This window comes from Polaromonas sp. CG_23.6, from assembly GCF_029892315.1.
Taxonomy (GTDB): domain Bacteria; phylum Pseudomonadota; class Gammaproteobacteria; order Burkholderiales; family Burkholderiaceae_C; genus Polaromonas.
The window spans coordinates 43,483-70,032 of the sequence record NZ_JARXUY010000003.1 but is presented as its reverse complement, the minus strand read 5'-3'; the positions used below and the strand labels follow the sequence as shown (position 1 = coordinate 70,032).

Here is a 26,550-nt window from a genome sequence, read left to right as displayed (position 1 = left end):
CGTTATGGATGACGTTAAAAAAGACGATTGTGAGGATTCGACCATGCTGACCTGCAAGAGGAAGCCGAAAAACCAACACGAGTTCGGCGCCGGAAATGGGGATGTTCGCGCGAGTCTGGCCATGAGGCTGCTTTTATGCGCCGGCGGCCTGCTGGCGGGCTGGCACGCCCTGCGTTACCTTGGCCGGCGGCTGTCGGCATCCGCGTGCCTTGCGGCGGGGCAGCGCGCCCTGCGGGACAGCACATCGGACCGGCGTTCAGCTGCCCGCTGGGAGAACGAGGGCGGCGCGATGCAGACGGGCCATTACGGCGGCCCTCTGCATCCGGAATAGGTGAATTGGATTCGTCGCAGGGCAAATGATGCTAACGTAGAAACATTGCACGCGCGAGCTGCTGCCGAACGCTGCGGCTACATTTTGCAATGCGGCGGCGCTGTCAGGGTTCAATTAAAGGTATGCGCGTGAAACGCTCTTCCCGTCCTGTTTTCCTGAACCTGGTCCAGATCCAGATGCCGGTGGGCGCGCTCGCTTCCATCACTCACCGGGTGACAGGCGTCTTGCTGGCGGCAAGTGTTCCCGTCGTCGTCTATCTGCTGGAGCTTTCGCTGCGCAGCGAGCAGGGTTTCGACGACGCGACCCGGCTGTTCGGCCATCCGGCTGTCAAGGCGATCCTGTTCATCGAGCTCTGGGCGCTGGCCCATCACATGCTGGCCGGCATCCGCCATCTGCTGACCGACGTTAGCGTCGGCTCGACCTTTGTGACCGCGCGGCGCAGCGCCTGGTGGGTGAACCTCGGCGGCCTGGCCGTGGCGCTGGTCGCAGCCAGCGTGTGGTTATGAAGGCGCGCACCTCCGGCTTGTCGGCGTGGCTGGTGCAGCGCGTCAGTGCCGTTTATATGTTGCTCTTCATCGTGTTCGTGGTGGGCGCCTTGTCGCTGCGTCCGCTACGCACGTACAGCGAATGGCACGCCTGGATCGCTCATCCGGGCGTGTCGATCGCGCTGTTTGTCTTTTTCGCGGCGCTGCTCGGGCACATGGGGGTGGGGCTGCGCGATGTGCTGTTCGACTATGTGCGGCCGGCCCGGCTGCGTCCCGTGATGCTGGGCGTGTTGATCGCGGGACTTCTCGGCCTGGCCGCGTGGCTGCTCTGGATCCTCTGGCGGGCGCAGGGCTGAGTGCGTCGCCGGACCCAAAAACAATGATCGAAAGCGCTTCATGAAACTTTCCATTTCCCGCTACAACCCCGAGACGGACGACAAGCCTTATCAGCAGGACTACGAGATCGAACTCGGTCACAGCGACCACATGCTGCTCGACGTGCTGGTCCGGCTGAAGGCGCAGGACCCGACGCTGACGCTCCGTAAATCCTGCCGCGAGGGCGTCTGCGGCTCGGACGCGATGAACATCAACGGCCGCAACGGCCTGGCCTGCATCACGCGGGTCGCCGGTCTCAAGGAGCCGGTAGTGCTGCACCCGCTGCCGGGCTTTCCGATCATTCGCGACCTGGTGGTCGACATGACCAACTTCTTCCGGCAGTACCACTCGGTAACGCCGTACCTCATCAACGCCGAGCCGCCGCCGGAGAAGGAGCGGCTGCAGTCGCCGGCCGATCGCGACAAGCTGAACGGCGCCTACGAATGCATCCTGTGCGCCTGCTGCAGCAGCCAGTGCCCGTCGTACTGGTGGAATCCGGAGAAGTTCGTCGGCCCCGCCGGGCTGATCCAGGCCTACCGCTTCATTGCCGACAGCCGCGACCGCTCTACCGAGGAGCGGCTGGACAACCTGAGCGGGCCCTACCGCCTGTTTCGCTGCCGCACCATCATGAACTGCGCCGAGGTCTGCCCCAAGGGCCTGGAGCCGGTGCATGCGATCGAAATGATCCGCCTGAGGATGCTGGGCGTGGAAAAGGACAGCGGGCTGGAAACCCACCGCGTGCCGCCAATCAGGTGACTATTCACCCGCGCACGCATCTTGTCCAAACTGGTCAAGGGCTTGTCCCATCAGGAGGTTTGTTTGGCCCTGGACGTGACGTTGCCAACGGTTTTGAAGACCCGCACGCGCATGGCCTAAGGTGGCTTGGAGGCCGCGCTTTGTGAGCGGCCTCGCCCAGGCCTCAAACCCAAGCTGAATGCGAAACAGGCAGCGATGATCACGGCCATTGCGTGCTCCAAGGCGCCCGATGGGCATGACCAATGGACGCTGCGCATGATCTGCTCAAAGATTGTAGAACTCGGCTTTGCCTAGGGCGTGTCATCAATTAAGCCAAACTACCGCTGCAGCCAAGTGAATGGCGCCAAGGAAGTTACGCGCCGTTTTGTCGTAGCGCGTGGCTATGGCACGGTACTGCTTGAGCCGGGCAAAAAAGTTCTCGATCAGGTGGCGCGCCTTGTACAAATGGCGGTCATAGATGCGCTGATGCGCGCGGGTGCTCAGACACGGAATTACCACCGCCTTGCCCGCTTTTTCCAGCGGTTCAACCACCCGCTCTTGTGCGTCATAGGCCTTGTCAGCGATGACGGTGGCGCCCGCCGTGTCCTTGAGCAACACGTCTGCGCCGTCCAGATCATGGGTCTGCCCGGGCGTCAAATGAAAACCGGTCGGGTTCCCCAGCGCATCGACCGTGGCATGGATCTTGGTGCTCAAGCCGCCACGGCTGCGCCCGATGGCTTGGCTATCTTTGGACCCTTTTTTTTAGCCCCCGCGCTGTGCTGGTGGGCTTTGACGATGGTCGAATCGATCAGGACGTACTCGTTGTCTGCATCCCGGTGGCTGTCAAGCAAGTTGTCGCCTAAAGTGAAGTGAGTCAGGCTGTTTTTTGCGTGTGTTGAGGCTCCTTGATGTGTGTGTTTTCCGGGTTGAGATGCACGACATCAACATGTGCCCATTGGCGAGCCAGCTTTGACCAGCGCTGAGGGTTTTCCTGGCAGGCCCGTTCATAGACAAGGGCACGCTGCTCAAGCAGAGTTCCGTCCAGGCCGGCATGGCGCTGCGCCGGTGTCACGAAGCCGATGGCGCTGTGGCGATGCTCATGGTTGTACCAGTGCGCCAGGTCCGTCACCCAGCGGCGCGCGGCCAGCAAGTTCTCAAACGGCTTGACAGGCAGCTGGGGGCGATACTTCAGCGTTCTGAAGGCCGATTCCACGTAAGGGTTGTCATTGCTCACGGACGGTCGGCTGCGCGTGTGGGCCACACCCAAACGCTGCATGGTGGCCAGCATGGTTTCGCCCTTCATGGGCGCGCCATTGTCCGAATGCACCGTCAGCTGACCCGGCGCAATGCCATGGCGCAGGCAAATGTCGCTCAGCAACTGACCCGCCAGAGCAGCACTTTCGTGATCGAACACCTGCCAGCCCACGATCTTGCGGCTGAATAGGTCCTCGAACAGGTACAGGTAAAAGTGCTGGCCGCGCACCTGGGTGGGCAGATACGTGATATCCCGGCAGAACACCTGATCGGGTCCGGTCGCGGCCAAAGCGCGCGGCCGGCTGCGCTTTTGCGCGGCACGTTCCGAGCGCCGATGGGCCAGCTGGCCCTCTTGTCGCAGCAGTCGGTACATCGTGGACTCGGAGGCCACATAGACGCCTGTGTCAGCCAGGCGAGGCACGATTTGACTCGGCGGCAGGTCCTTGAACGCTTCGCTGTTGAGCGTGGCCATCACGGTCTGGCGTTCGTCCTCGCACAGCTTGTTGGGCGGGCACACGTAGCGCCGCTTGCCTGATTCGCGCTGGTCCCCTTCAGGCGCACTGATGCGCTGCCAGCGCTGCACGCTGCGGCACGACAGGCCGATCTGACGGCAAGCCCGCTTCAAGCGCGCCCCGTCGGCGCAAGCCTTGTCAATCAGGCCAAGCAACTTTTGGCGCTGCTGGACGGACGTCATTTGTCCGCGCCCTCCAGCAGCGCCTTGGCAAGTTTTTTTGCAACACCAGCAACGCTGCCACCTCGGCGAGCGCTTTCTCATTGCGCCGCAGCTCGCGCTGCAACTGATCGTGCTGGCGCTGCAGCTCGCGAAAGGCCCCGCTGGCCTCGCGCGAGGCGGGCGTGATCGGGGTGCAGAAGTTTTCGCGCCACTGCGTCAGCTGGTGCTCGAACACGCCGCGCTCGCGGCACCACGCCCCCAGCGCTGCATCGCTCAGCCCATAGCTTTCCTGCAAGGCCGTCAGCCGTTGCAATGGCGACCAAGCCATAGCCAGGCCGTCCAGTGCAAGGCTTGGCTCCCCGCGTGCCTGTCCGGCCGCCTTGCCTGAGTCCAGTACCCATCTCTTGAGGGTGCCGGGCGACATGTTCAACTCGCTGGCAAGGCTTAAAAGTGAATGCGCGCCGCGATGCCGTGCTTTGAGCAGGGCCTGCTCTTTGAATTCGGGAGAGTGGTGTGAGTGAGGTTTTCTGGGCATGAAATGTTGCTCCGGTGCGGATAATCCGCGGAAAATCGGAGGCGACAACTATTCTGACACCCGGGGTGTTCATGGCCAGTGAGCCGCTGGCCGGACGGCGCCTGACCCAGGTCACCGAGCGCCGTACCAAAGCAGACTGGGCCGTGTTCGTGCAGGACATCGCTGCGAACTACCCCGACGCCGAGCGCATCACGCTGGTGATGGACAACTTGAACACGCACACGCCGGGCTCGTTGTATGAGGCGTTTGCCCCCGAGGAGGCCAAGGCGCTGTGGGACCGCTTTGAATTCGTTTACACGCCCAAGCATGGCAGCTGGCTGAACATGGCCGAGATCGAAATCAACGTCATGGTGAGCCAGTGCCTGGATCGGCGCATCGACAGCATCGAGATGGTGCGAAGCGAGGTCGCCGCCTGGCAGAGCCGCCGCGACAACCTTCAGGCCAAAGTCAACTGGCAGTTCACGACCAAGGATGCCCGCACCAAGCGCAAAAGGCTTTACCCGACAACTACATCATGACGCGACACTAGTTAGAAGGCTTGACAGCGCCAGTTGCATCTTTCAGCAACATCCATGCACTCAAGCCCGCCGCCACAGCCGCCCCTGCCGCGACCCAAGCAGCCATCTTGTACAAGGCCAGCAACTCTGCCCCCTGTGCGGCCAGTACAGCGCTCATCGCGGCGGTTGCAATCAAACCGCCCAGCCTGGCCAGCGCGCTGTTCAGGCCCGATGCCACGCCCGTGTGCTGGGCCGATACCGATGCCAGCACCGCCGTGGTCAGCGGTGCCACGGCGCAGGCCATGCCGATGGCAATCAAGGCCATCGCAGGCAAGGTGGTCAGCCAATAGCTGCCCGGCCCGCCAATGCGCGTGGCCAGCACGCAGCCCACCGCGACGATCATCGGCCCCACTGAAAGCAGCAGGCGCGGCCCCCTGCGGGTAGCCAGTTGGCCCATCCGCGACGAGGTCAGCGCAATGACCAGCGGAAGCGGAAGCAAAGCGGCCCCGGCTTGCGTGGCCGAATAGCCGCTGGCCTGGATAAGCACATACGGCACCAGCACCAGCAAGCCGCCCAGTGCGCCATACAGCAGTAAGGTGAGCAAACTCAAGCCAATAAAAGGCGCTGAGCTGAACAAGGCGAGCGGCATCATGGCCGCATTGCCACGCTGGTTCTCAGCCCACACAAACAGCGCCAGCAGGACCGCTCCCGCCCCGAGCGCGGCTACAGCCATGGCTTGAGAGCCGCCCGAAGAAGATTCTGGTGAGGAGGACGAGGCGACTGTCAGGCCCCAAGTCATTGCCGTCAGGCCCGCAGCGGCCAGTGTTGCACCGCGCCAGTCCAGCGGCGGGTGGCTGGCGGCGAGTTCGTTTGGCACATAGCGGGCAGCCAGCGCCAAGGCTGCAGCGGCACTTGGCAGGTTGATGAAAAAAATTGCCCGCCAGCCCATCGTATCAATCAACCAGCCACCCAGAAGCGGCCCCACGGCGCCCGCCGCAGCGCCCACCGCCGCCCAGGTGCCCACGGCGCGACCCCGTGCCACCCCGGAAAAGCTGGCCCCCAAAATCGCCAGGCTGTTGGGCATGAGCAGGGCCGCGCCCAGGCCTTGCAGCACCCGGCCGGCCACCAGCCAGCCCAGGCTGGGCGCGGCGGCGCACAGCACAGACGCTAATGCAAACAAGACCACGCCCAGCATCAACAAGCGCCTGCGCCCGTACACGTCGCCCAGGGCACCGCCAATCAACAGCAGCGCACTCAAGGGCAAGGTGTAGCCATTGACCACCCACGACAAACCGGCCCCGCCGGCCGACAGGCTTTGCCCGATGGCAGGCAGGCCCACGTTGACCACCGAGCCGTCGATGAACGCCAGACTGGATGCCAGGATGCAGGTTGCCAGCACCCAGTTGGCGTGAGGTGTTCGAGTAACGCCAGCGGCCTGCTGTGGCGCGCCTTGGGCGATGGCTTTGTCGCAGGCGGGGTGCATCGTTTGAGTCATGTCGCGTCATTGAACACCACCTGCACCCATTGCGCTGAAGCTTTGCGCAAACACCGCCCACAAAGCGGGTGACAGCTTAGCCCGATCCAGCAGGAACTCAAGCATCACCACTTGGCGCCGCTGCAAAAAAATCTGGTCGCGCACATCGCCAATCTGGTTTGTGAAACAACTGCTGGCGCCAACGCTAACTTCTTTGCGCGGCTCAAGCAGTCCCTCGCCATCGCCACACACTTTGATAAAAACCGCGTGCAGGATCCTGGGCGCCACCTCCCTTTAGCTGCTGCTGGAGAAGGGGTTAATTGATGACATGCGTGGTATCAGGGCATCAAACTTTTCGAACCCTGGTGGAGCCGGGTCCAGAAAGTTCTGTCAAGCAACTTTTCGGTGGTTTCGCAGCGATCACGACAACTCCCGTCTTGTGTGGGAAGACATGTGCGAGCCCATCGTGCTTGACGACAACAAAGTCTCAGCCAAAGCTTTACTGGCTGGCCTTGACCAGCGCCAGCACCTCGGCCACGGAGCCGCCCGGCAGGCCCCGGGCCATGGCCTGCGCAAACAGGCCCAGCAGGTAGTACAACTGTCCCGTCTTGACGGGCACCGCGTACACCGCGCTGCCCTGGCCTGTGACGAGCACCATGCCGCCGTCCTGGCGGCGCAGCTCGACAAATTTGTCCCTGGCCGCGCCATGCTGGCCGAACCGCACTGATGCACTGAGGTTCATCAGCACGGCCATGGCCCCGGGCATTTCTTCCGGGGTGAGTTGCACGGTGAGTTTTCGGCCCCAGTCGTAGCCGCCGCTGCCATCACTGCCATCCTTGCCTAAGGCGCGGGCCGACTCGATGGTGACCACCTGCACGCCCATGAAACTGCTGCTGCGGCGGTGCGGTACTGTCTCCAGCGTGTGCGCCGCCTGGCTGCCAAAGAGCTTGACCTGCAGCCGCTCGGGCGCGCGGGTCGGCGCAGGTTCGTCCATTCGGGCATGCCGGGTTCCAATGAACGGTCCGGAAAGTTCTGACGGCTCGGGTGGGGTATCGGCTCCTTGATCCCAGTCCGGAGCCGTTTCTTGATCCGGATCCAGGGTCGCTGCCGCGTCGTCCATTGTCGGTAGCGTCTGGGCCTCAAGCGCCGTACTGTTTGCTGACGCCTGCAGTTCAAGGGCTTGCCGAAGCGACGTCACGTCATCCGGATGCTGAGCCAGCTGGGCCAGGCGCGCCGACATGTCCCAGCCCGAGGCCATCAGGTCCAGGCCGACGCTGAAAAGATCATGTCCAGTGCACACGATGCCCTGCGCCTGCAGCTGCGCCAGCAAGGCCGGCCGGGTGCAGCCCGCAGCCCAGGCAAGGACTTCGAGTTCCCGACGCTTTTCCTGGCCCTTGAGGCAAAGCACCAATGCCTGCGCCAGTGCTTCGTGCGCTTGCTCGTCCAAGCCAGACAGAAACGGGACGACCCGGGCCGGATCGGGCGCCGGCGTGCCGCGCGCGCGGCACACCTGCAGCCACCGCGTCCTCATTGACTCCCCACGTTGCCCGTTGGGCTGGCTTTTTGGCATGGCGGCGGCCTCAAAGAATGACAGCGGGATTAAGGTGCTTTTGCAGCCGGATGAGCACCTGATCGTCCTTCAGGCCGCAGCGGCGCAGGATCTCATTTAACGGCACGCCCTGGTTGAGCCAGCAGCTGATACAGGTGTTGCGCAGCGTGTTGGGCCCCATCTGGCCGATGTCAAAACCCACCAGACACCGTGCCATGTGCGCCTGGCACAGGTTGTACAGGCTTTTGGGGGTGATGGCCGCGCCCTCGGCGCTGCCGACAATGAGCCGGTCGCCAGCGCCCGCCTTGCCCAGTTTTCTCACTTCCAGCCAGTCGTGCAGGGCGGCGCTGGTGCGGTTGTCGAGCATCAGCTGACGCGTCTGAACCGGGCGGGCGCCTGCCAGCTGCAAGCTGTAGACGGGGGGAGGGGAAGACGAGGCCAGCGGCGTCCAGAACGCACTTTCGGGCTGCAGCAGGGGCAGGCCCTCCAGCGCCAGGCGCTGAGCAATCTCCCCTGGCGTTCCTTCATGCACCTGCACACTGCCAAGGGTCAAGCTGATGACCTCTCTGACCGTTAGCGCGCAGCGCATCATGAGCAGCAGCACCAGTCGGTTCCGCCTGGCCCTGAACTGGTAACCGCAGGGCAAGCCCTCCTGCAGCAGCGCCCATAGATGCGGGGGCAGGGCGAGTGACGCGGTTTTCTCGCTGGTGGCCGGCATCACCTCCGAGGCCGGGTTGTGCGCTAGAGTGCCCGAGAGCACCGCATGCGCATACAGGTCATTCAAGATGCGCCAGTAGCGCCTGAGCGTGACGGGCGAGACCGCTCGGGCGCCGGGCTTGCGAGGCGAGATGTCGCCAGCAAAGGACTGCACATCGCCCGGGCTGGCCGCCTGCCAGGAGACATCGCGGCCAGTGCAAAACGCCAGCCACTTGCGCCAGACGAACCCGGCCTGGCCCAGGCCCGCAGCGCCCATGGGCTTGCGGTGCGAGTCAAGAAGCCGGCTTGACTGCCAACCCTCGAAAAAGGCCATGCCGCCCAGGTCTTCGGGAGCAGCAGCATCAACAAAAAGCGCAGGAGCAGGGTGCATGCAACAAGGGTCCTGGTCAAAGCAAACAATCTAACCAACAACCCCATTATATTACCTTTACAACCAATCCATTCCCACCCCCAAGCGCCAAGAACCAACCCGGGCAGGCGTAAGGATTCGTTCGTAAATGAGTAAGATCGCCCGCAAACCCGCGCCCGGCTTGGATCTCAGGGATTTGAGAGATGCGTTTTGGTGAAACTATCCACTGAACTTCAGCCTGTAATCGCGGCTTGTTTCGCGCGGTCGCGCTTGACGATGTCCAAGACCGTGTTTTTGCTGATGCCCAGACGCAGTCCGACCTCCCGGTACGACTGCCCAGCAGCGACGAGCTCCAGCGCACGCTTTTGATGGCGGTCGGCTTTCACGCGCTGGCCGGGCTGGCGCCCGAAGCGTACGCCGCGCGCTTGCGCTGCGGCAATCCCCGAGCGCACCCGCTCGCGCAGCAGGTCGCGCTCGAACTCGGCCAGCACGGACATGAGCGAGGCGATGAGCTTGCCCTGCGGCGTGCCCAGATCGAACTGCAGGCCCGTCTGGGCGATCAGGGAAATGCCCCACGCCTGGAGTTCGCCCAGCGTGTGAAACAGATCGATCGTCGAGCGGCCCCAGCGGGTCAGTTCGGTGACCAGCACCACGTCGACATCGCGCGCCTGGGCCAGCGCCATGACCTTCTTGCGCTGGGCGCGATCATCCTTAGCGCCCGAGGCCGTTTCCTTCCAGACCCCGACGACCTCAAAGCCCGCTTTTGCGGCAAACGCCCGCAAATCCGCCTCCTGGCGCTCGCAGGTCTGGTCGGCCGTGGAAACCCGGCAGTAAATGGCCGCTCGCTGTCCCAATTGAATCCTTCGCGCAAAACCGCCCGCCAGGGCGCATGGGGCCGTGCCAGAATGGCAGTGCAAATAAAGTTTACTTTAAACGATACAGCTTTGGATTTCAAACTGCCAGGACCGCCCACTTGCAACCCAGCGATACCGCCTATCCACGCTTTAAAAGTCGCCCATCGCCTGCGGAGCTGGAGCGCTTCTATACGCCAACGGAGGAGGAGCAAGCCTATGGCGCCCTCGCTGCGCGCGCACCCACGACGCGACTGGGTTTTTTGCTTTTGCTCAAGTCCTTCCAGCGCCTGGGATATTTCGTAGTGTCGAGCCAGATCCCGCAAGTGATCGTCGAGCATATCGCCACGGCCATTGGGCGGCGCATTGATCGAGAAGATTTGCGCCGCTACGATGCATCCCAGGCGCGGCGAAAGCATCTGGCGGCCGTGCGAAAATTTCTCAACGTCAAGCCTTTTGCCGCCGCCGGCCAGGCGCTGCTGCGTGAGGCGGTCAACGATGCGGCGATGACCAAGGAGGATGTGGCCGACATCGTCAACGTCGGCATCGAGATGCTGGTGCGAAGCCGCTACGAGTTGCCCGCATTCGACACCCTGGTCCGGCAAGCACGCGCGGCTCGCGCAGCGGCCAATCACACCCTGTACGGGCAAGTTCATGGCGCATTGGACGAAGCTGGCGAGGCATTTCTCGATGCGCTGTTTGTCGTCGGGGACAATCCCCGACGGGTCAGTCCTTGGAACGACCTCAAGCAAGACCCCGTCAAGCCAACCGTTCACGGCATGCGCGAGCTGCTGGCACGCTTTGATCAGTTGAGCGGGCTTTCCCGCTACAACGCCATACTCAAATCGGTTCCGCTCATCAAGGTGAGTCAATGGGCGCTGGAGGGCAGTGCGCTGGATGCCGCCAGCATGGCTGACCTGGCAGCTTCCAAGCGGTACGCGGTGACACTGGCCGTGCTGCACCATCGACTCGGCGTCGTGACCGATGACCTGTGCATCATCTTTTGCAAACAGATGGACCGGGTATCGCATGCGGCTGCACAAGCATTGCAGCAGTATTTGGTGGACAACCAGGCAAAGACCGACGAGATTTTGCGCCGCTACGCCTCGCTCGACGCCTTGCTCAAGTCGGCCGAGCCGGGCCAGGCGCAGTTGCTGGCAGTTCGCCAGACCATCGCTTCGCGGCCCGACCTGTGCGAGTTCTCGCGCTTGCATGCCGAATACGGTGGCAAGAACGAATGCCGCTTCATGGCGCCTGTCTTTGCCAACCGGCGCAGCGAATTGCTGCGCATCCTGGGCGCACTGCAATTTGTCTCGACCAGCCAGGATGCCAGCTTCAAGCGCGCCTTCACCTTCATGCTCGCACAGCGGGCACGCTCGGGTGAGTGGATTGTGCTGCAAAGCGCTACGGCTGGGGGTTTGAGCTTGCTAGAGCTGGCCTGGGTGCCGGAGAAATGGTGGAAACTCATCACGGGCATGGCCCAGCGCGAAGCGCCCACGCGGCTGCATCGGCGCCAGTTCGAGGCCTGTGTTTGCGCGCAGATGGTTCGGGAGCTTAAATCGGGCGATATGTGCGTGGTGGGCGCCAATGCATACGCCGACTTTCGCGATGAGCTGGTGCCGCTGGACGAGTGCGCGCGCACCCGCGAGGTGTATGGCCAAGAGGTCGGCCTGCCGGTTCAGGAGAATGCGTTCGTGCAGCACGTTCGTGGCCTGCTGGAAGTGGCCGCGCGCAAGGCCGACGATATGTATCCTGAAAATCCATTCTTCAGGATCATTGATGGCCGTGCGAAGCTGGGGCGCCCTGCCAAAGCGCCGCCCCCCGAAGGGTTCGCGCTGCTGGACCAGGCCTTGACGGCCAAGCTCGATGGGCTGGGACTGTCGCTGCTCGATGTCCTTGCCGATACGTCGCAATGGATCGGCTGGGACCGGCATCTTGGACCGCTCAGCGGACACCAGGGCAAACTCAAGGAAGAGGCGCGGCGAAAAATCCTGACCACGTTTGCGTACGGAACCGGACTGGGGCCGACCCAGACTGCCCGCAATATCGCCGACATCAGCGCGCGGCAGATCTCTTTCGTCGATCAGCGCCAGGCGAGCACTGAAAAACTGGAGGCGGCGATTACCGACACCATCAACGCTTATAACCAGTTCCAGTTGCCCCGGTACTGGGGCGACACGCGGCGCGCTGCGGCCGACGGCACCCAGTGGAACCTGTACGAAAACAACCTGCTTTCCGAGCGGCACATCCGCTACGGCGGTCATGGCGGCATCGCCTACTACCACGTCAGCGATACCTATATCGCCTTGTTCTCGCACTTCATTCCGTGCGGGGTTTGGGAGGCCATCTACATCCTCGATGGCCTGAGCAAAAACGCATCGGACATTCAGCCCGACATCTTGCACGGCGACACGCAGGCGCAAAGTGCGCCGGTCTACGCATTGGCCTTCCTGCTGGGCATCAAGCTGATGCCGCGCATACGCAACTGGAAAGACCTCAAATGGTTCCGGCCCACGCCCCAGGATGCGTATGAGCATATCGACACCTTGTTCACCAGGGAAGCGATCGACTGGGACCTGATCGCCTGCCATTTGCCCGACATGCTGCAAGTGGCCCAATCCATCCGGGCCGGACGGATTTCACCCTCGACGGTGCTGCGAAAACTGGGCACGGCCAGCCGCAAAAACAAATTGTACTTCGCGTTTCGCGAGCTCGGACGGGTGGTTCGCACCACGTTCTTGCTCGACTACATTGGCGATGAGGACTTGCGCGGCATCATCCAAGCCGCGCAGAACAAGTGCGAAGGCTTCAACAATTTTTCCCAGTGGGCCTATTTCGGCGCCGACACCATCACCCGGAACGTTCGCGACGATCAACTCAAGATCATCAAATACAACCACCTGGTCTCCAACCTGGTGATCTTCCACAATTGCCACACCATCACGCGGGCGTTGAAGGAGCTGCAAACGGATGGCATAAAACTCACGCCTGAGCTGCTCGCAGGACTGAGCCCGTACCGCACGCATCACCTCAATCGCTTCGGACTTTACGAAATGAAAGAGCGCCATCCCCTGCCTGTGGACTATGGAGTCGGGTTCGAAACCTAAGCCTGGCGCGGGTTTGCGGGCGATCTTACTCATTTACGAACTAATCCTTACGCCTACCCAACCCCGCCTATTGATCAACCCTCCCCCTGATGTCTTCCTTTGCTCCCTCAAGGGCGCGGCGCTGGGAGGTCGGGCAGGGGGATGTATTTGGGGGCTACGCCGGTTGTAAAGGTAAATACAGCGGGCGCATGGCGATGTGCCGTAACCTTGTCGAACGCACATGGGTTGTTTCATCAAATTGGCTTGAACCTGTCAGTAGCTGAGGTGCGTCTCAAGTGGGGAACGATGTCTTTAGGAAAGCAGTAAAATGCATGAAACTTCAATGGGAATTCAGACATGTCTATCAGTGTTGCGAGTCGTGCCCAGCCTCTGCGAGGCGCTGCTGCTCACCTTGCGGACGAGTTGCAAGCCGGCCGCGTCTATCGGCGGGAGGACCTCGCTCGTCTGTCCACCGCTGTGGACAGACACCTGCGTGCGCTGGTGGCCACCGGGAAGCTGAAGAAACTCGCTCAGGGCCTGTACCACGCACCTCAGCAATCCACTTTCGGTCCGCTGCCGCCTGCCGATTCGCAGGTGGTGGGGGGGTTCCTGCGGGACAAGGATTTCCTGGTATTTTCCCCATCGGCCTACAACGCCGTTGGCCTGGGCACCACCCAGCTCTACAACCGCACGCTGGTCTACAACCACAAGCGCCACGGCGTCTTCCGTCTCGGCAACCGGCAGTTCGATTTCCGCATGAAGCCGCGCTTTCCCAAGAAGCTGACGCCCGAGTTCCTGTACGTGGACTTGCTGAACAACCTGGAGGAACTGGCCGAGGACCAGGGCGCCGTGCTGCGCCAGGCGCGCACCAAGCTGGCGTCGTTCGATCCGGCCTGCCTTCAGCGTGCCGCCGACCGCTTTGGCAGCGTCGCCACACGCAAGCGCCTGCGGGAGTGGGTGGGTGCTTGAGTTCCTGCACGCACGGCGGGACTTCCACTAACTGCTCGCGATCGTCGCAGACGAGCGCGGAATCGATCCCATGCTGGTCGAGAAGGACTACTGGATCATGCATTGCCTGTGGGGCCTGCAGGCCCAGGGCTTTGCGTTCGAGCTGAAGGGCGGAACTTCCCTGTCCAAGGGCTTCGGCATCATTCACCGCTTCTCCGAGGACATCGACATTCGTATCGCGCCCCCAGACGGCATGGAGGTGAAGGTGGGTCGCAACCAGGATAAACCTGCCCACGTCGCCTCGCGACGCGCTTACTATGACGAACTGACGGCACGCATTCATATCCCAGGCATCGACAGCGTGGAGCGCGACACGCAGTTTGACGACGACAAGATGCGCAGCGCGGGCATTCGCCTAGTTTATACCCCGAGTGCAGCGGCGTTGGCAGGCATCAAGGACGGCATTCTGCTGGAACTGGGATTCGATGACACGGCGCCCAATCGACCGGTCACCATCTCGTCATGGGCCCTGGACGTCGCCTCTGACCGCGGCGTAGAAGTGTTCGACAACCGCGCGGTGGCTGTACCGTGTTACGCGCCGACGCACACCTTCGTCGAGAAACTCCAGACGATTTCCACGAAGTACCGCCGGCTGGGCGAGGCGCAGGACTTCCCCGGCAATTTCCTGCGCCACTACTATGACGTGTACTGCTTGCTCGGCTTGGAGGAGGTGCAGGCCTTCCTGCGGAAGCCTGCCTACCCAGAGCGCAAGGCGCAGCGCTTTCGCCGCGGTGACGAGCAGGTGATCGCCCGAAACCCCGCTTTTGTCCTGGCCGACGCTGCGCAACGTGCGCGTTTCGCGCTGGAATACCGCAAAACACAAGCGCTGTACTACCAAGGCCAACCGGATTTCGATGCACTGGTGGCCCGGATTCATCACTGCATCGATGCAATGTGAGCAGGCGCTCAAACGTGTTTTGATCGCCTCACTGAAGGACCTGAAATCATGACACCTGCTCTTCGCTATGCCAACGACGCGCCCACACGCGAGGCAATCGATGCTTTGCCCGGGGTTGCCCTGCTGGAGTTCGGCACCGACTGGTGCGGCTTTTGCCTTGCCAGCGGGCCAATCATCGCCAAGGCGCTGGCCACCCGCCCCGCCGTTAAGCACCTCAAGGTGGAGGACGGCAGTGGCCGGGCACTGGGTCGGTCATTCAAGGTCAAGCTGTGGCCGACCCTGATTTTCCTGACCGATGGCAAGGAAGTGGCCCGGCTGGTTCGGCCAATGGATGGGGAGGCCGTGGCGCAAGCGCTTGGCGCTGTCGATCCTGCCAGCCCTGTCATGTGAGGCATCACCAAGGCCCGCTACCGGTAATGTTGTCTAGCAAAGCTGACATTTTAAGTTTTTTCAACAGACTTCCTAAGCCAAGTCTCGTGCGCCAAGGCAGAATATGACAACCCTGCTAATTTCTTCGCATCATGCCTGCGCCATTGAATCCCGAGTTTGAGGAAAAACGGTTGAACGAAGACCGGGGGGCCTGGTGCCAGGCGTACGTCGCGGTCTGGGCGCAGCTGTCCAAGGGCAGCTTCGACAAGCAAGCGGTTGAGGAAGCGGCCGACACGCACTGGCAAAGAAGTCCGCAAAGTGATCCCGTGCACATAGCTGCTGTCGAATTCACCAAGTAGACGGCACGTACCGACCAGTGTGCGCCGATGCCAGCTCTTGAACATGTTCTTTGCTGGGTAGCCCAAATGGAAAATGGTCGCGCCCGTGTGTTCCCCGAGGTTTATGTAGCGCCTAACTGTTTGAATGGGTCTTAGTACGAATGTATGAACTACCGCCTAGTAATTCAAGTTTTTGGCCGCACCCCCTACCTGATATAGCTCAATCACAACCGCAAAATGTTTCCAACTTTGCCAGCAACCAGCTATTTCGCGGTTGGAGCCGGCAGTTCCTTCTATTGCGAAAAAAACGTGCCCAGACCGGGTAGCTTCTTCCGGAATGGTAGTCACCTGACCCCACTTTTTTTGCACATTCCGGACTTGTCGAAACAACTCACTTCGAATGAGGCGTTTGAGCTACCCGCATGAACTTGTCAGGACGGCGATCAGGAACGAATCCGTCGCGATTGGGCATTCTGACCTGAGCCAGCGAAGTCTTGCCGAGCATGGCGTCCGGCGAAACGACTTTTGCCTCCGATAAGATATAAGCTGTTACAGCATAAACTTCATCGTTCGACAGGCTTCCCGGCGAATACAGCGGCATGGCCCTTTTCACATAGTCGAACAGGGTCGTGGCATAAGGCCAGTAACTCTCAACCGTCTTGACTGGCGCTTTTGTCGGATCACTGTTGACCAGGGTCTGGCGTCCGCCGATCAGCCGGTCTCCAAGGCCTCCTTGCAGCTTTTCACCATGGCACGCCACGCATTGCGCCTGATAAATGACTTTTCCTTGTTCAACCGTACCCTGCCCATCCGGCAGACCGCGGCCGTCGGGTAACGGGGAAACAAAGCTCTGGAGATCCTCAGGCGTAGCGACGCTGCCGAACCCGAACGTGACTGGCTCGCTGGCGGTTGCGCCCCAACAAACGCAGCTCATGACGAAAGCTGCAGCCAACCGCAAAGAATGATTAGTAGTGATGGACATTCGATACCTTTCCGTCGCTCGCAACTTGCCAGCTCTGAATGGCGTTTAAGTGATAGATCGAGCCGAGCGGCCCGTTCAGTCCGCGCTTGGCGATGAGTTGTCCCAGCGTCGGCTGCACGTAGCCGGTGTCTTCAACGCAGCGGCTCTGAAGGATGGCCGGTTTGCCGTTCCACATCCATGGCAGCCTGAAGCGGGTGTGGCAAATAGGCAGCACTGGACCTTGCAGCGCAGCCGCACGCCAAGTCAACCCACCATCAGTCGAGACGTCTACGCGCTTGATCGCGCCGCGGCCGGACCATGCCAACCCTGTGATTTCGTAGAATCCCGGGCCATCGAGCAGCATCTCGCCTGATGGAGCCGTGATCACCGACTTGGCATCCATTTCCATCGAGAACTGTACGGCCTTGCCATTGGGCATGAGGTCGGTATATTTGGACGTTTCTTCTCGCGTCATGAACGGACTGTCCGCAACCTCGATGCGCCTGACCCATTTGATGTGCGTGTTTCCTTCAAAGCCCGGGACGATGAGGCGCAAGGGATAGCCTTGCTCAGGACGCAGGGCTTCGCCGTTTTGTCCATAGGCTAAAAAACAGTCCTTCAAGGCTTTTTCCATCGGGATACTGCGCGTCATGGCTGAAGCATCTCCGCCCTCAACGAGCAGCCACTTCGCGCTGGCACGCAGCCCCACTTCATTGAGGATGGTAGATAGTGGAACCCCTGTCCACTCCGAGCAGGACGTCAAGCCATGGGTGCCTTGTACGGTCTTCATCGTCGGCTTGGACCACTCGGTCAGGCCATTGCCCGAGCATTCAATAAACAACACCCTGGAAATGGAAGGAAACCGCCGCACGTCATGCATCGAGTATTTACGGGCCTGCTTGACCATGCCGTGCACGAAGAGTGTGTGCCTGGACGGATCGATGACGGCCGTACCACCATGACTCCTTTCAAAGTGAAGGCCCGACGGGGTGATGATGCCGCAACTCTTTTCCAGCGGAGTCAAGGTCCAGGAAGACTGCGGTGTCGCCGTCTTGAACCGTGTGCGCACCTCTGTCTCGAACTGCGAGCGTGAGCCATAGCTTTCTTCGGCCAACGGGTAGCCTTGCACTTTGGTCGCGTCGGCTGGCACGTCATGCACCTCAGCACCGGGCGGCGCAGCGGCGCGAGCGCCATGCATCGCAATGCTCGCTATGCCGGCCGCAGCGACCGAGCCGCTGATCAGGAAGCGCCTTCTGGCGGGGCGGCTTTCGCCTCCTGCGTAATATACGGACTCGGGATCGCTTTGCGCTGTGTCTAAGCGGCGGGCCTCGTCTTCAACCATCACATCGGTGCTGGATGGCTGGCTTTTCGCCGATTGATCGACGACTGTGCTGTGACTGTTCATCAGTCTGCCTCCTATGTGTTTTGTATTCCCATTTGCCAGGCTACCGAGGGTGGGCGGTTCATCATCACCCACGCCTCACTGCAACAAAATTGCATTTTGACAGTTTGTGGTGGTCAAGTTATTTCGGACAGCTCGATAAGTTTGATAGTTGCCGATTGATGCTCGAAAGCAATGGGTGACAAGTTGCCCAGAGTTGAATGCAGACGCACAGCGTTATAAAAGTTGACGATGTAGTCTGCAATGTCCGTGATGGCTTCTGCGTGATTGGCATAGTCGTTCTGCCAAACGCGCTCCATCTTCAAATTCAGGAATAAACGCTCCATCACCGCGTTGACGCTCCTATGTCAAGCAATAGATGCAGCGTCTTTTAAATCAGCCAAGATGAGAGGGTACAGTTCCCGAACAATGTAGCGTTTCAAGCAACGGTGAATCTCCTTTTTTGACAGGCCTTCACCGGTACGCCGCTCTACATATTGCCGCGTGCGCGCGTCGCTTCGCATACGAACCATTGCAATGGTCCACAACGCGTTGTTGGCCTGGCGATCTCCGCCCCGATTGAGCCTATGGCGTTGAACCTTGCCTGACGAAGCCTGCAGAGGACTGGTTCCACAAAGTGCCGCCAGCGCGGCTTCGCTGTGCAAACGGGTGGGGTTGTCACCCGCCGTTATTAGCAACGTGGCCGCCGTTTGCGGGCCGACGCCGAACCGAGAGAGCAGTCTCGGAGCTGCTTTTTTGGTCAAGCGAGCCAGTGTCATATCGAGTTCGCGTAGTTCTTCATTCAGGACCATCCACCGCTTTGCCAGAAGGCGTAGGGCGGTCTGCAGGCTTGCCAGCGCCGCCGAAACTGTGTCTTGTAACAGGCCAGCACACGCTGCCACGCATTTTGATGCATCGGGTTTGTAGGCAAGGTCACGGATCGCTTGCGGTGCACTCACAAGCAGCGCACGTATTTGATTGATGGTCTGGGTCTTGGCCTTGACTGCGCTGCGGCGTACCAGGTTCAACGTACGCAGCCCCTCTGCCAGCCCGTTGCGGGCCTTAGGAATGGATGTGGCATCGCCCGCAAGAACTGCTCTTGCAGCGCTCTCGGCATCGGTGGCGTCACTCTTGCCACGGCCGCGACGGCGAGAACGGTCGGGTCGGTTGATCTCGATGACGGTGAGGCCATTGGCCTGAAGGACCTGCGTCAGAGCTGCTCCATAGGAGCCTGTGCCTTCGACGCCAGCACGACGGAGCACTCCAAACTTCTGAGCCCAGCAGAGCAGTTGTTGGTAGCCATCGTGGTTGGTGTCACCAGCGGAAGTAAAGTGATACAGGCAGCGGTTTAAAACGGACACACCTATTTTGAGAAGATGGCTGCCTTTAGGGTAGCTGTGATAACCAAAGAGGTGTTTGTGGAAATCGAGTTACTTAAAAAGCATGGATTTAGCCTGAGGCAAATTGCCAGGGAGGTGGGCTGCGCGGTCAACACGGTGCGACGTCAACTGGCCGCGGGTGACATGCCGAAATACGGTGGCTGTCAAGGAAGTTGTCGCCTGAAGTGAAGTGAGTCAGGCTACTTTTTGCGTGTTTCGAAGCTCCTTGATTTGTGGGGTTTCTGGGTTGAGGTGAACGACATCGACATGCGTCCACTGGCGAGCCTGTCCTGACCAGCGCTGGGGATTTTCCTGGCGGGCCCGTTCATAGACGAGCGCGCGCTCCTCAAGCAGGGCCCGGTCCAGGCCGGCATGGCGCTGCGCCGGCGTCACGAAGCCGATGGCGCTGTGGCGATGCTCGTGGTTGTACCAGTGCGCCAGCTCGGTGACCCAGCGCCTTGCGGCCAGCAGGTTTTCAAACGGTTTGACGGGCAGCTCGGGGCGGTACTTCAGGGTTCTGAACGCTGATTCGATGTACGGATTGTCATTACTCACGGATGGCCGGCTTCGCGTGTGTGCCACCCCTAGGCGCTGCATGGTGGCCAGCATGGTTTCGCCCTTCATCGGCGCGCCATTGTCCGAATGCACCGTCAGCTGGCCCGGGACGATACCCTGGCGCAGGCAGATGTCGGTCAGCAACTGACTGGCCAGAGCGGCGCTTTCGCAGTCAAACACCTGCCAGCCGACGATCTTGCGGCTGAACAGATCCTCGAACAGGTACAGATAAAAATGCTGGCCGCGCACCTGGGTCGGCAGATACGTAATATCCCAGCAGAACACCTGATCGGGCCCGGTCGCGGCCAGGGCGCGCGGGCGGCTGCGCTTTTGCGCTGCACGCTCTGATCGCCGGTGGGCCAGCTGGCCCTGCTGTCGAAGTATTCGGTACATCGTGGACTCGGACGCCACATACACGCCTGTGTCGGCCAAGCGAGGCACGATCTGGCTGGGCGGCAAGTCCTTGAACGCTTCGCTGTTGAGCGTGGCCATCACGGCTTGGCGCTCGTCCTCGCGCAAACGGTTGGCAGGGCGCACGTAGCGCCGCTTGCCCGATGGGCGCTGGTCGCCCTCGGCCACACCAGAGCGTTGCCAGCGCTGCACGCTGCGGCATGACAGGCCCACTTGGCGACAGGCCACGTCCCGGCGGGCGCCATCGGCGCAGGCCTGATCAATGAGACCAAGCAAGGTTTGGCGCTGCTGGACGGACCTCATGTGTCCGCGCCCTCCAACAGCGCCTGGAAGTTTTTTTGCAACACCAGCAAGGCAGCCACCTCGGCCAGCGCCTTTTCCTTGCGCCGCAGCTCTCGCTGCAACTGATCGTGCTGGCGCTGCAACTCGCGAAAGGCGCCGCTCGCCTCGCGTGAAGCGGGCACGGCAGGCGTGCAAAACTCCTGGTGCCACTGCACCAGCTGATGCTCGAACACGCCATGCTCGCGGCACCAGCCGGCCCGGGCCATGTCGTCCAGTGCGTAGCTCTGCTGCAACGCCATCAAACGCTGTGCGGGCGACCAGGCAGACGCTGGGCCGTCCAGTACAGCAGTTGCAGCGGGCACCGGGTGGGCTGTCGTGCCAGTTTTCTTGCTTGCGCTTTGCAGCCACTTCCTGAGCGTGCCGGCGGACATGTTGAGCTCGCCGGCAACGCTGATAACGGAACGCGTTCCGCGATGCCTGGCTTTGAGCAGTGCCTGCTCTTTGAATTCGGGAGAGTGATGTGAATGCGGTGTTCTGGTCATGAAATGAAGCTGTCGGGCAGTTAGCCATCAAAGAATTGGATGCGACAACAATTCTGACACCCGGGGCTTAATAGGCTACTAGTGTCGCGTCATGATGTAGTTGTCGGGTAAAGCCTTTTGAGCTTGGTGCGGGCATCCTTGGTCGTGAACTGCCAGTTGACTTTGGCCTGAAGGTTGTCGCGGCGGCTCTGCCAGGCGGCGACCTCGCTTCGCACCATCTCGATGCTGTCGATGCGCCGATCCAGACACTGCTTGACCATGACGTTGATCTCGATCTCGGCCATGTTCAGCCAGCTGCCATGCTTGGGCGTGTAGACAAACTCGAAGCGGTCCCACAGCGCCTTGGCCTGCTCGGGGGCAAACGCCTCGTACAGCGAGCCCGGGGTGTGCGTGTTCAGGTTGTCCATGACCAGCGTGATGCGTTCGGCATCGGGGTATCTCGCAGCGATGTCCTGCACGAACAAAGCCCAGTCTGCTTTCGTTCGGCGCTCGGTGACCTTGGTCAGGCGCCGCCCGGCCAGCGGCTCACTGGCCATGAAGACGTTGCACACGCCGCAGCGCTCGTATTCATAGTCATGGCGCTCGGGCCTGCCGGGCGCCGCTGCAATGGGCTCACGCGTTTCGCGAATCAGCTGGCGCGGCGTCTCATCCATGCACACCACCGGGTTCTTTGGGTCGTAGGGGCGGCTGTAGATGTCCAGCACCTGTTCCATGGCAGCCACGAAGGCGGCGCTGGCCTGCGGGGCAATCACCCAGCCGATCTTCCTCCAGGGCTTGAGTTCGTTTTTTTCAGCGCCCGCCGCACCGTCTCGTGGGACACGCTGTCCACCAATTCGAGCTCGACCAGCCGATCGGCCAGCAGGCGCAGCGACCAGCGGGCCTGGCCTTCAGGGGGCGCCGAGCAACTCAGGGCCAGCAGCTGCGCCTCCAGCCGGCCATCGATCTTCAGCGCGTACTCGCATTTGGCGGGCTGGCGGTTCAACGTCAACTCCAGGCCTTCGAGAACAAACTTCTTTTTGACCCGGTCCACCTTGCGCTCGCTCACGCACAGCATGGCTGCGATGTCGCAGGTGCGGGGGCGTTCAGTGCGCTCCCCCGCTTGGTCGCAGTTGAGCAGTATCAAGGCATTGATGACTTTGGATGCTGCGTGCGTGCCTTTGCCTGCGATGCCCTGCAGCTCGGCTCTTTCCTGCTCTGACAAGGTGACTTTGTAATGTTCCATTCCCCATTGTCCGCGTCAAACTTCTCGTGACGCGACACTAGGTCAAACGCCGGAAACGATAAAAGCCTCCAAAGTCGCCTTCGCCACTTTTTCCTTCTCTATCCAACCCATACTGATTGCCGCGTTATGGTCAGCCCCCGTTGGCCCGGAATTTGCCAAAGGTCGCGTCAGCTGGAAGATTTTTCTCCATTTCGCGAGCAATTTTCGCGAAAGCTGGGCTACGCACTAGGGTGAAATCCGTCATCACCTGAGCTTCGAGTTTGTCTACTCCATGGATGTGGGAACCGGACTTGGCAGCCGGTTGCTCACTCTGCAACCGGGCAAGTTGCAGCGTCCTCTTAGACACCTTGAAGGCAGCCTTTGCATAGCGCTCCATGAACGCGATCTCTACGACTCGGGTAGTACTGTCCTCGGAAAGAATATCTCCCAGCCCTTTGACGGCTTGAGGTTGCAATGAGCGTTGGCTGCGATTAAAAAGAGTAGTCATAAAATATTTGTCAGTTTTTATAGCATCAAGCGGCAATCAACGCAAGTCGTCTTGTGCAGCGGCATAAGCGCGGGCGCCGTCAGCGTCAAAGTAAAAAAGGCGACCGTCTTCGCGTCGAAACGGCGGCCTGAAGAATCCTGATCCCTTTCTTCGACGCATGAGACCCTGCTGCTCATACTTTTTAGCTAACTCCTCGCTGGCCTGAGCGTCGGCGCCGAGCGCTGCATGCAGGCCAATTCTGCCTTCAAAGTCGTGTGCCAAGCTGACCTGGATCGCCGTGTCGAGCAAGGGAGCCAGCGTTGCAAACTTGTCGTTGACTCCAAAATACCGCAGGGCTGCTTGCGGGGCTGCCGCAATGTACCAAATGAACACGCAACGTTTTGAGAGCTTGACCCCTGCCGGAGTTCCCGGAAAGGCATAGGGCAAACTTAAAATAGCTTGGGCTACCGGGACCGCATCTCCGTCTCGCCCCTCGACGCGGATTTGAAACGTGAGTGCCTGCCGACCTGCTGCCGCTTCAGTCACATTGCAGCCAATGAAGTATGCGGGCCAGTCCCAATCCGAGCCAATGCCACCCTTCGGCTTGATATGGGGCGTGTGGATGTCTCTTTGCCAGAGCTGAACGTTCTTGAACTCGCAGGGGTGAATTTCTGCGGAAACTGTGCGGGTGGTGCCAGCGACTCGAATACTTGATATCAGACTCATCGGCTGGCAGGCGATTCCGTGGAAATTGTTGACCTGAGTTTAGGGCGTGTCATCAATTAAGCCAAACTACCGCTGCAGCCAAGTGAATGGCGCCAAGGAAGTTACGCGCCGTTTTGTCGTAGCGCGTGGCTATGGCACGGTACTGCTTGAGCCGGGCAAAAAAGTTCTCGATCAGGTGGCGCGCCTTGTACAAATGGCGGTCATAGATGCGCTGATGCGCGCGGGTGCTCAGACACGGAATTACCACCGCCTTGCCCGCTTTTTCCAGCGGTTCAACCACCCGCTCTTGTGCGTCATAGGCCTTGTCAGCGATGACGGTGGCGCCCGCCGTGTCCTTGAGCAACACGTCTGCGCCGTCCAGATCATGGGTCTGCCCGGGCGTCAAATGAAAACCGGTCGGGTTCCCCAGCGCATCGACCGTGGCATGGATCTTGGTGCTCAAGCCGCCACGGCTGCGCCCGATGGCTTGGCTATCTTTGGACCCTTTTTTTTAGCCCCCGCGCTGTGCTGGTGGGCTTTGACGATGGTCGAATCGATCAGGACGTACTCGTTGTCTGCATCCTGCGCCAAGACCTCAAACACGCGCCGCCATACCCCGGTCTTGCTCCAACGCGAGTGACGCAGATGCACCACCCGAAAGTCGCCAAAGCGCTCTGGCAAGTCCCTCCACGGGATGCCAGCGCGGTAGCGATACAGCACGGCTTCGACAAACAGCCGATTGTCCCGGGCGCTCACGCCAACAGTTTCTTCGCGTCCGGGCAGCGAGTCCTTGATGCGTTCCCATTGATCATCTCGCAGTGCATATCTTCTGGTCATGTTTACGAGATAAGGGGCAAATCGTGCTCTTCAATAGCGTTGATGCCGTTTTCAATTGATGACACGCCCTAACCAGCTTGTCAGGCGTAGTAACCGCTGCACATCCTGGAGCGATGGGGGATCCAGGCCGCTGGCAACAGGAGGCGACCTAGTGTCGCGTCATGCTGTAGTTGTCGGGTAAAGCCTTTTGAGCTTGGTGCGGGCATCCTTGGTCGTGAACTGCCAGTTGACTTTGGCCTGAAGATTGTCGCGGCGGCTCTGCCAGGCGGCGACCTCGCTTCGCACCATCTCGATGCTGTCGATGCGCCGATCCAGGCACTGGCTCACCATGACGTTGATTTCGATCTCGGCCATGTTCAGCCAGCTGCCATGCTTGGGCGTGTAAACGAATTCAAAGCGGTCCCACAGCGCCTTGGCCTCCTCGGGGGCAAACGCCTCATACAACGAGCCCGGCGTGTGCGTGTTCAAGTTGTCCATCACCAGCGTGATGCGCTCGGCGTCGGGGTAGTTCGCAGCGATGTCCTGCACGAACACGGCCCAGTCTGCTTTGGTACGGCGCTCGGTGACCTGGGTCAGGCGCCGCCCGGCCAGCGGCTCGCTGGCCATGAAGACGTTGCACACGCCGCCCCCCGTGTCAAACTAGTTGCCGCTCCCCCGAGATTGCGGATGATCCGCATTGGAGCGCTATTTATGACAACAAATCGACATTCAACTGAATTCCAGGAACAGGCCCTGAGCAAAGCCAGGCAACGAGGCACACGCAGCGTGCAGGACGTTGCCAATGAACTGAATATGGCGGTCGGCACTTTGAGAAAATGGATCAGCAAGTCCAATCGAAAGCATGAAGTCGGTGGCCCCGCAGCGCAACTGCCTGAGGACTTGCCGGCCCAATCGTGGGGCCCTGCCCAGCGCTTGCTTGCGCTGAACCAGACGCATGCCATGTCGCCCACACAGTTGCATGCTTGGTGCCGGGAGAAGGGGTTGTTTGAGCACCAGTTGAAGGCTTGGGGTGAGGCGTTTTGCAACGCCACAGCGCCGCAATCGCGCGAAGCCAGGACTGCGCTGCGCGAGTTGCAAGTCAAGCACGATGGGCTGCAGCGTGAACTGCGTCGAAAAGAGAAGGCGCTGGCCGAAGCCGCAGCCTTGCTGGTGCTACAAAAAAAGTTCCAGGCCCTGTGGGAGGACGAGGAGAAATGACCACTTGCCAACAGCGTCAGACCCTGCTGACGCTGATTCGGCAGTCCTGCGACAGAGGCGCACGTCTGCAAAAGGCCTGTGCGCTGATTGGGCTGGACGCGCGTACTGTTCAGCGCTGGAGACACCCGAAAAACCAGGAGGGCGACCTCAGGGTCGGCGACAAACGCCGCATCACCGTGCCGCCCAACAAGCTCAGCGAGGCTGAGAGGCAAGCTGCGCTGGCGTTACTCAACAGCGAACAATTCAAGGATCTGCCACCGAGCCAGATCGTGCCGCGCCTGGCTGACCAGGGCCGGTATGTGGCCAGTGAGTCGACCCTGTACCGGCTGCTGCGTGAAGTCGGTCAAGGCACGCACCGCCGACTGGAGCGGGTGGCGCAAAAACGCAGCAAGCCACGCGCGCTGGTGGCTACCGGGCCCGATCAGATTTATTGTTGGGACATCAGCTACTTGCCCACTGAGGTACGCGGCATCTACTTCTACCTTTACCTGTTTGTCGATCTGTTCAGCCGCCGGATCGTGGGCTGGCAGGTGTTCGATTGCGAGAGCGCCGAGCTGGCCAGTCAGTTGCTGCGGGCCATTTGCGAGCGGCGCGGCATCGCGCCCCATCAGCTTACCGTTCACTCGGACAACGGCTCGCCGATGAAGGGGGAAACGATGCTCGCCACCATGCAGCGCCTGGGCGTGGCGGCTTCTCGCAGCCGACCGGCGGTCAGTAACGACAATCCTTACTCCGAGGCTCTGTTCAGAACACTGAAGTACCGCCCTCAACTGCCCGTCAAACCGTTCAACGGCCTGCTGCAGGCGCGGCGCTGGGTGACAGAGCTGGTGCACTGGTACAACCACGAGCATCGGCACAGCGCCATTCAGTTTGTAACCCCAGCGCAGCGGCACTTAAAACTCGATGAGGCCATTCTGGCTGAACGCGCCAAGGTCTATGCTGCGGCCCGAAACGCCAATCCCAACCGCTGGTCAGGGGGGACTCGCAATTGGTCGCCAATCACCGAAGTGCACCTCAACCCGCAAACACCAAAGGATCAGAATCAACCAGAAAAACTAGCCGCTTGAGCATCGAACTTTTTGCGGCAA

At 60.8% G+C, this 26,550-nt stretch carries 28 protein-coding genes and 4 pseudogenes; 14 read left to right on the top strand and 18 right to left on the bottom strand.

What is annotated here, in order from left to right; all coding sequences use genetic code 11:
• Window positions 1-4 precede the first annotated feature (4 nt).
• The 4 genes from H4V98_RS20790 (at window position 5) to H4V98_RS20775 (ending at window position 1,947) form a co-directional block, all read left to right on the top strand.
• Entirely contained in the window at window positions 5-331 is a 327-nt protein-coding gene (locus H4V98_RS20790) for a hypothetical protein (protein ID WP_280757975.1), read from the top strand.
• A gap of 128 nt (window positions 332-459) precedes the next feature.
• The gene (gene sdhC / locus H4V98_RS20785) at window positions 460-837 is read left to right on the top strand and encodes a succinate dehydrogenase, cytochrome b556 subunit (protein ID WP_196870887.1); all 378 of its coding nucleotides are present in this window, start codon (window positions 460-462) and stop codon (window positions 835-837) included.
• Window positions 834-1,172 carry a succinate dehydrogenase, hydrophobic membrane anchor protein gene (gene sdhD, locus H4V98_RS20780; protein WP_196870886.1) on the top strand — a complete coding sequence of 113 codons (339 nt, stop codon included), beginning with the start codon at window positions 834-836 and terminating at the stop codon, window positions 1,170-1,172. Before sdhC ends, sdhD begins: the two co-directional genes overlap by 4 nt.
• A 40-nt stretch (window positions 1,173-1,212) precedes the next feature.
• On the top strand, window positions 1,213-1,947 hold the full coding sequence (locus tag H4V98_RS20775; protein ID WP_196870885.1) for a succinate dehydrogenase iron-sulfur subunit: 735 nt from the start codon (window positions 1,213-1,215) through the stop codon (window positions 1,945-1,947).
• Window positions 1,948-2,250: 303 nt separating this feature from the next.
• Here the strand turns inward: H4V98_RS20775 and H4V98_RS20770 are convergent, their stop codons facing one another.
• From H4V98_RS20770 to H4V98_RS20755, 4 genes are read right to left on the bottom strand one after another with little or no spacing between them, the layout of a single operon-like run.
• The gene (locus H4V98_RS20770) at window positions 2,251-2,640 is read right to left on the bottom strand and encodes an IS5 family transposase (RefSeq protein ID WP_280757974.1); all 390 of its coding nucleotides are present in this window, start codon (window positions 2,638-2,640) and stop codon (window positions 2,251-2,253) included.
• A complete protein-coding gene (locus H4V98_RS20765) occupies window positions 2,637-2,777 on the bottom strand; it encodes a hypothetical protein (RefSeq protein WP_280757973.1) in 141 nt (46 codons plus the stop codon). The genes H4V98_RS20770 and H4V98_RS20765 overlap by 4 nt, the downstream gene beginning before the upstream one ends.
• 23 nt (window positions 2,778-2,800) lie before the next feature.
• Window positions 2,801-3,874, bottom strand: a complete 1,074-nt coding sequence (locus H4V98_RS20760) for an IS3 family transposase (RefSeq protein ID WP_280757972.1) — start codon at window positions 3,872-3,874, stop codon at window positions 2,801-2,803.
• Window positions 3,831-4,388: a transposase gene (locus tag H4V98_RS20755; RefSeq protein WP_280757971.1), complete on the bottom strand. Its 558-nt coding sequence runs from the start codon at window positions 4,386-4,388 to the stop codon at window positions 3,831-3,833. The genes H4V98_RS20760 and H4V98_RS20755 overlap by 44 nt, the downstream gene beginning before the upstream one ends.
• 65 nt (window positions 4,389-4,453) lie before the next feature.
• Here H4V98_RS20755 and H4V98_RS20750 point away from each other — a divergent pair.
• A pseudogene (locus tag H4V98_RS20750) lies at window positions 4,454-4,906 on the top strand (IS630 family transposase); the annotation flags it as partial.
• A 7-nt stretch (window positions 4,907-4,913) separates the two neighbouring features.
• Here H4V98_RS20750 and H4V98_RS20745 read toward each other — a convergent pair.
• Window positions 4,914-6,380: an MFS transporter gene (locus H4V98_RS20745; RefSeq protein WP_280757970.1), complete on the bottom strand. Its 1,467-nt coding sequence runs from the start codon at window positions 6,378-6,380 to the stop codon at window positions 4,914-4,916.
• Window positions 6,381-6,491: 111 nt separating this feature from the next.
• On the opposite strand from H4V98_RS20745, the gene H4V98_RS20740 reads away from it, so the two are divergent.
• The gene (locus H4V98_RS20740; RefSeq protein ID WP_280757969.1) at window positions 6,492-6,683 is read left to right on the top strand and encodes a hypothetical protein; all 192 of its coding nucleotides are present in this window, start codon (window positions 6,492-6,494) and stop codon (window positions 6,681-6,683) included.
• A gap of 175 nt (window positions 6,684-6,858) precedes the next feature.
• On the opposite strand, the gene H4V98_RS20735 is transcribed toward H4V98_RS20740, so the two are convergent.
• The 3 genes from H4V98_RS20735 to H4V98_RS20725 form a co-directional block, all read right to left on the bottom strand.
• On the bottom strand, window positions 6,859-7,929 hold the full coding sequence (locus H4V98_RS20735) for a hypothetical protein (protein WP_280757968.1): 1,071 nt from the start codon (window positions 7,927-7,929) through the stop codon (window positions 6,859-6,861).
• A gap of 10 nt (window positions 7,930-7,939) precedes the next feature.
• Complete coding sequence (locus tag H4V98_RS20730) at window positions 7,940-8,995, bottom strand: site-specific integrase (RefSeq protein ID WP_280757967.1); 1,056 nt, start codon at window positions 8,993-8,995, stop codon at window positions 7,940-7,942.
• Window positions 8,996-9,207: 212 nt separating this feature from the next.
• Window positions 9,208-9,828 carry a recombinase family protein gene (locus H4V98_RS20725; RefSeq protein WP_280757966.1) on the bottom strand — a complete coding sequence of 207 codons (621 nt, stop codon included), beginning with the start codon at window positions 9,826-9,828 and terminating at the stop codon, window positions 9,208-9,210.
• Between the two features lie 119 nt (window positions 9,829-9,947).
• Between H4V98_RS20725 and H4V98_RS20720 the strand changes: the two genes are divergently transcribed.
• The 5 genes from H4V98_RS20720 to H4V98_RS20700 all read left to right on the top strand — a co-directional run bounded on the left by H4V98_RS20720 (window position 9,948) and on the right by H4V98_RS20700 (window position 15,545).
• Window positions 9,948-12,932 (top strand): Tn3 family transposase, encoded by a 2,985-nt coding sequence (locus H4V98_RS20720; protein ID WP_280757965.1) that lies wholly within the window; start codon window positions 9,948-9,950, stop codon window positions 12,930-12,932.
• A 336-nt stretch (window positions 12,933-13,268) separates the two neighbouring features.
• On the top strand, window positions 13,269-13,880 hold the full coding sequence (locus H4V98_RS20715) for a hypothetical protein (RefSeq protein ID WP_196870874.1): 612 nt from the start codon (window positions 13,269-13,271) through the stop codon (window positions 13,878-13,880).
• 31 nt (window positions 13,881-13,911) lie between these two features.
• Window positions 13,912-14,817, top strand: coding sequence for a nucleotidyl transferase AbiEii/AbiGii toxin family protein (locus H4V98_RS20710; protein ID WP_348535242.1), 906 nt, complete (start codon window positions 13,912-13,914; stop codon window positions 14,815-14,817).
• Window positions 14,818-14,865: 48 nt separating this feature from the next.
• The gene (locus H4V98_RS20705; protein WP_196870876.1) at window positions 14,866-15,207 is read left to right on the top strand and encodes a thioredoxin family protein; all 342 of its coding nucleotides are present in this window, start codon (window positions 14,866-14,868) and stop codon (window positions 15,205-15,207) included.
• Between the two features lie 131 nt (window positions 15,208-15,338).
• Complete coding sequence (locus tag H4V98_RS20700) at window positions 15,339-15,545, top strand: hypothetical protein (protein ID WP_196870877.1); 207 nt, start codon at window positions 15,339-15,341, stop codon at window positions 15,543-15,545.
• Window positions 15,546-15,915: 370 nt separating this feature from the next.
• On the opposite strand, the gene H4V98_RS20695 is transcribed toward H4V98_RS20700, so the two are convergent.
• From H4V98_RS20695 to H4V98_RS20685, 3 genes and pseudogenes are all read right to left on the bottom strand, one after another.
• Window positions 15,916-16,506 carry a cytochrome c gene (locus H4V98_RS20695; RefSeq protein WP_196870878.1) on the bottom strand — a complete coding sequence of 197 codons (591 nt, stop codon included), beginning with the start codon at window positions 16,504-16,506 and terminating at the stop codon, window positions 15,916-15,918.
• Window positions 16,490-17,890 carry a sulfite dehydrogenase gene (soxC, locus tag H4V98_RS20690; protein ID WP_280757963.1) on the bottom strand — a complete coding sequence of 467 codons (1,401 nt, stop codon included), beginning with the start codon at window positions 17,888-17,890 and terminating at the stop codon, window positions 16,490-16,492. The genes H4V98_RS20695 and soxC overlap by 17 nt, the downstream gene beginning before the upstream one ends.
• A 113-nt stretch (window positions 17,891-18,003) precedes the next feature.
• Window positions 18,004-19,227: pseudogene (locus H4V98_RS20685) on the bottom strand (IS110 family transposase).
• 36 nt (window positions 19,228-19,263) lie between these two features.
• On the opposite strand from H4V98_RS20685, the pseudogene H4V98_RS20680 reads away from it, so the two are divergent.
• Window positions 19,264-19,401 (top strand): annotated as a pseudogene (locus H4V98_RS20680) (helix-turn-helix domain-containing protein); the annotation flags it as partial.
• 39 nt (window positions 19,402-19,440) lie between these two features.
• On the opposite strand, the gene H4V98_RS20675 reads toward H4V98_RS20680, so the two are convergent.
• The 7 genes and pseudogenes from H4V98_RS20675 to H4V98_RS20645 form a co-directional block, all read right to left on the bottom strand.
• Entirely contained in the window at window positions 19,441-20,514 is a 1,074-nt protein-coding gene (locus tag H4V98_RS20675) for an IS3 family transposase (protein ID WP_280757921.1), read from the bottom strand.
• Complete coding sequence (locus H4V98_RS20670) at window positions 20,511-21,035, bottom strand: transposase (RefSeq protein WP_280757920.1); 525 nt, start codon at window positions 21,033-21,035, stop codon at window positions 20,511-20,513. The genes H4V98_RS20675 and H4V98_RS20670 overlap by 4 nt, the downstream gene beginning before the upstream one ends.
• Window positions 21,036-21,124: 89 nt before the next feature.
• Window positions 21,125-22,257, bottom strand: a protein-coding gene (locus H4V98_RS20665; protein WP_280757962.1) for an IS630 family transposase whose coding sequence is annotated in 2 segments (ribosomal slippage) — window positions 21,125-21,825 and window positions 21,825-22,257 — 1,134 coding nt in all. Because the reading frame shifts where the segments join, the coding sequence is not laid out codon by codon here.
• 130 nt (window positions 22,258-22,387) lie between these two features.
• The gene (locus H4V98_RS20660) at window positions 22,388-22,744 is read right to left on the bottom strand and encodes a hypothetical protein (protein WP_280757961.1); all 357 of its coding nucleotides are present in this window, start codon (window positions 22,742-22,744) and stop codon (window positions 22,388-22,390) included.
• A gap of 36 nt (window positions 22,745-22,780) precedes the next feature.
• Complete coding sequence (locus H4V98_RS20655; RefSeq protein ID WP_280757960.1) at window positions 22,781-23,449, bottom strand: hypothetical protein; 669 nt, start codon at window positions 23,447-23,449, stop codon at window positions 22,781-22,783.
• Window positions 23,450-23,501: 52 nt separating this feature from the next.
• A protein-coding gene (locus H4V98_RS20650; RefSeq protein ID WP_280757959.1) for an IS5 family transposase occupies window positions 23,502-24,265 on the bottom strand; the annotation gives its coding sequence in 2 pieces (ribosomal slippage) (window positions 23,502-23,921 and window positions 23,924-24,265; 762 coding nt in all).
• 159 nt (window positions 24,266-24,424) lie between these two features.
• A pseudogene (locus H4V98_RS20645) lies at window positions 24,425-24,889 on the bottom strand (IS630 family transposase); the annotation flags it as partial.
• Between the two features lie 66 nt (window positions 24,890-24,955).
• On the opposite strand from H4V98_RS20645, the gene H4V98_RS20640 reads away from it, so the two are divergent.
• Both H4V98_RS20640 and H4V98_RS20635 read left to right on the top strand, forming a co-directional pair.
• Window positions 24,956-25,462 (top strand): transposase, encoded by a 507-nt coding sequence (locus H4V98_RS20640; protein ID WP_280757942.1) that lies wholly within the window; start codon window positions 24,956-24,958, stop codon window positions 25,460-25,462.
• On the top strand, window positions 25,459-26,529 hold the full coding sequence (locus H4V98_RS20635; RefSeq protein WP_280757941.1) for an IS3 family transposase: 1,071 nt from the start codon (window positions 25,459-25,461) through the stop codon (window positions 26,527-26,529). The genes H4V98_RS20640 and H4V98_RS20635 overlap by 4 nt, the downstream gene beginning before the upstream one ends.
• Window positions 26,530-26,550 lie beyond the last annotated feature (21 nt).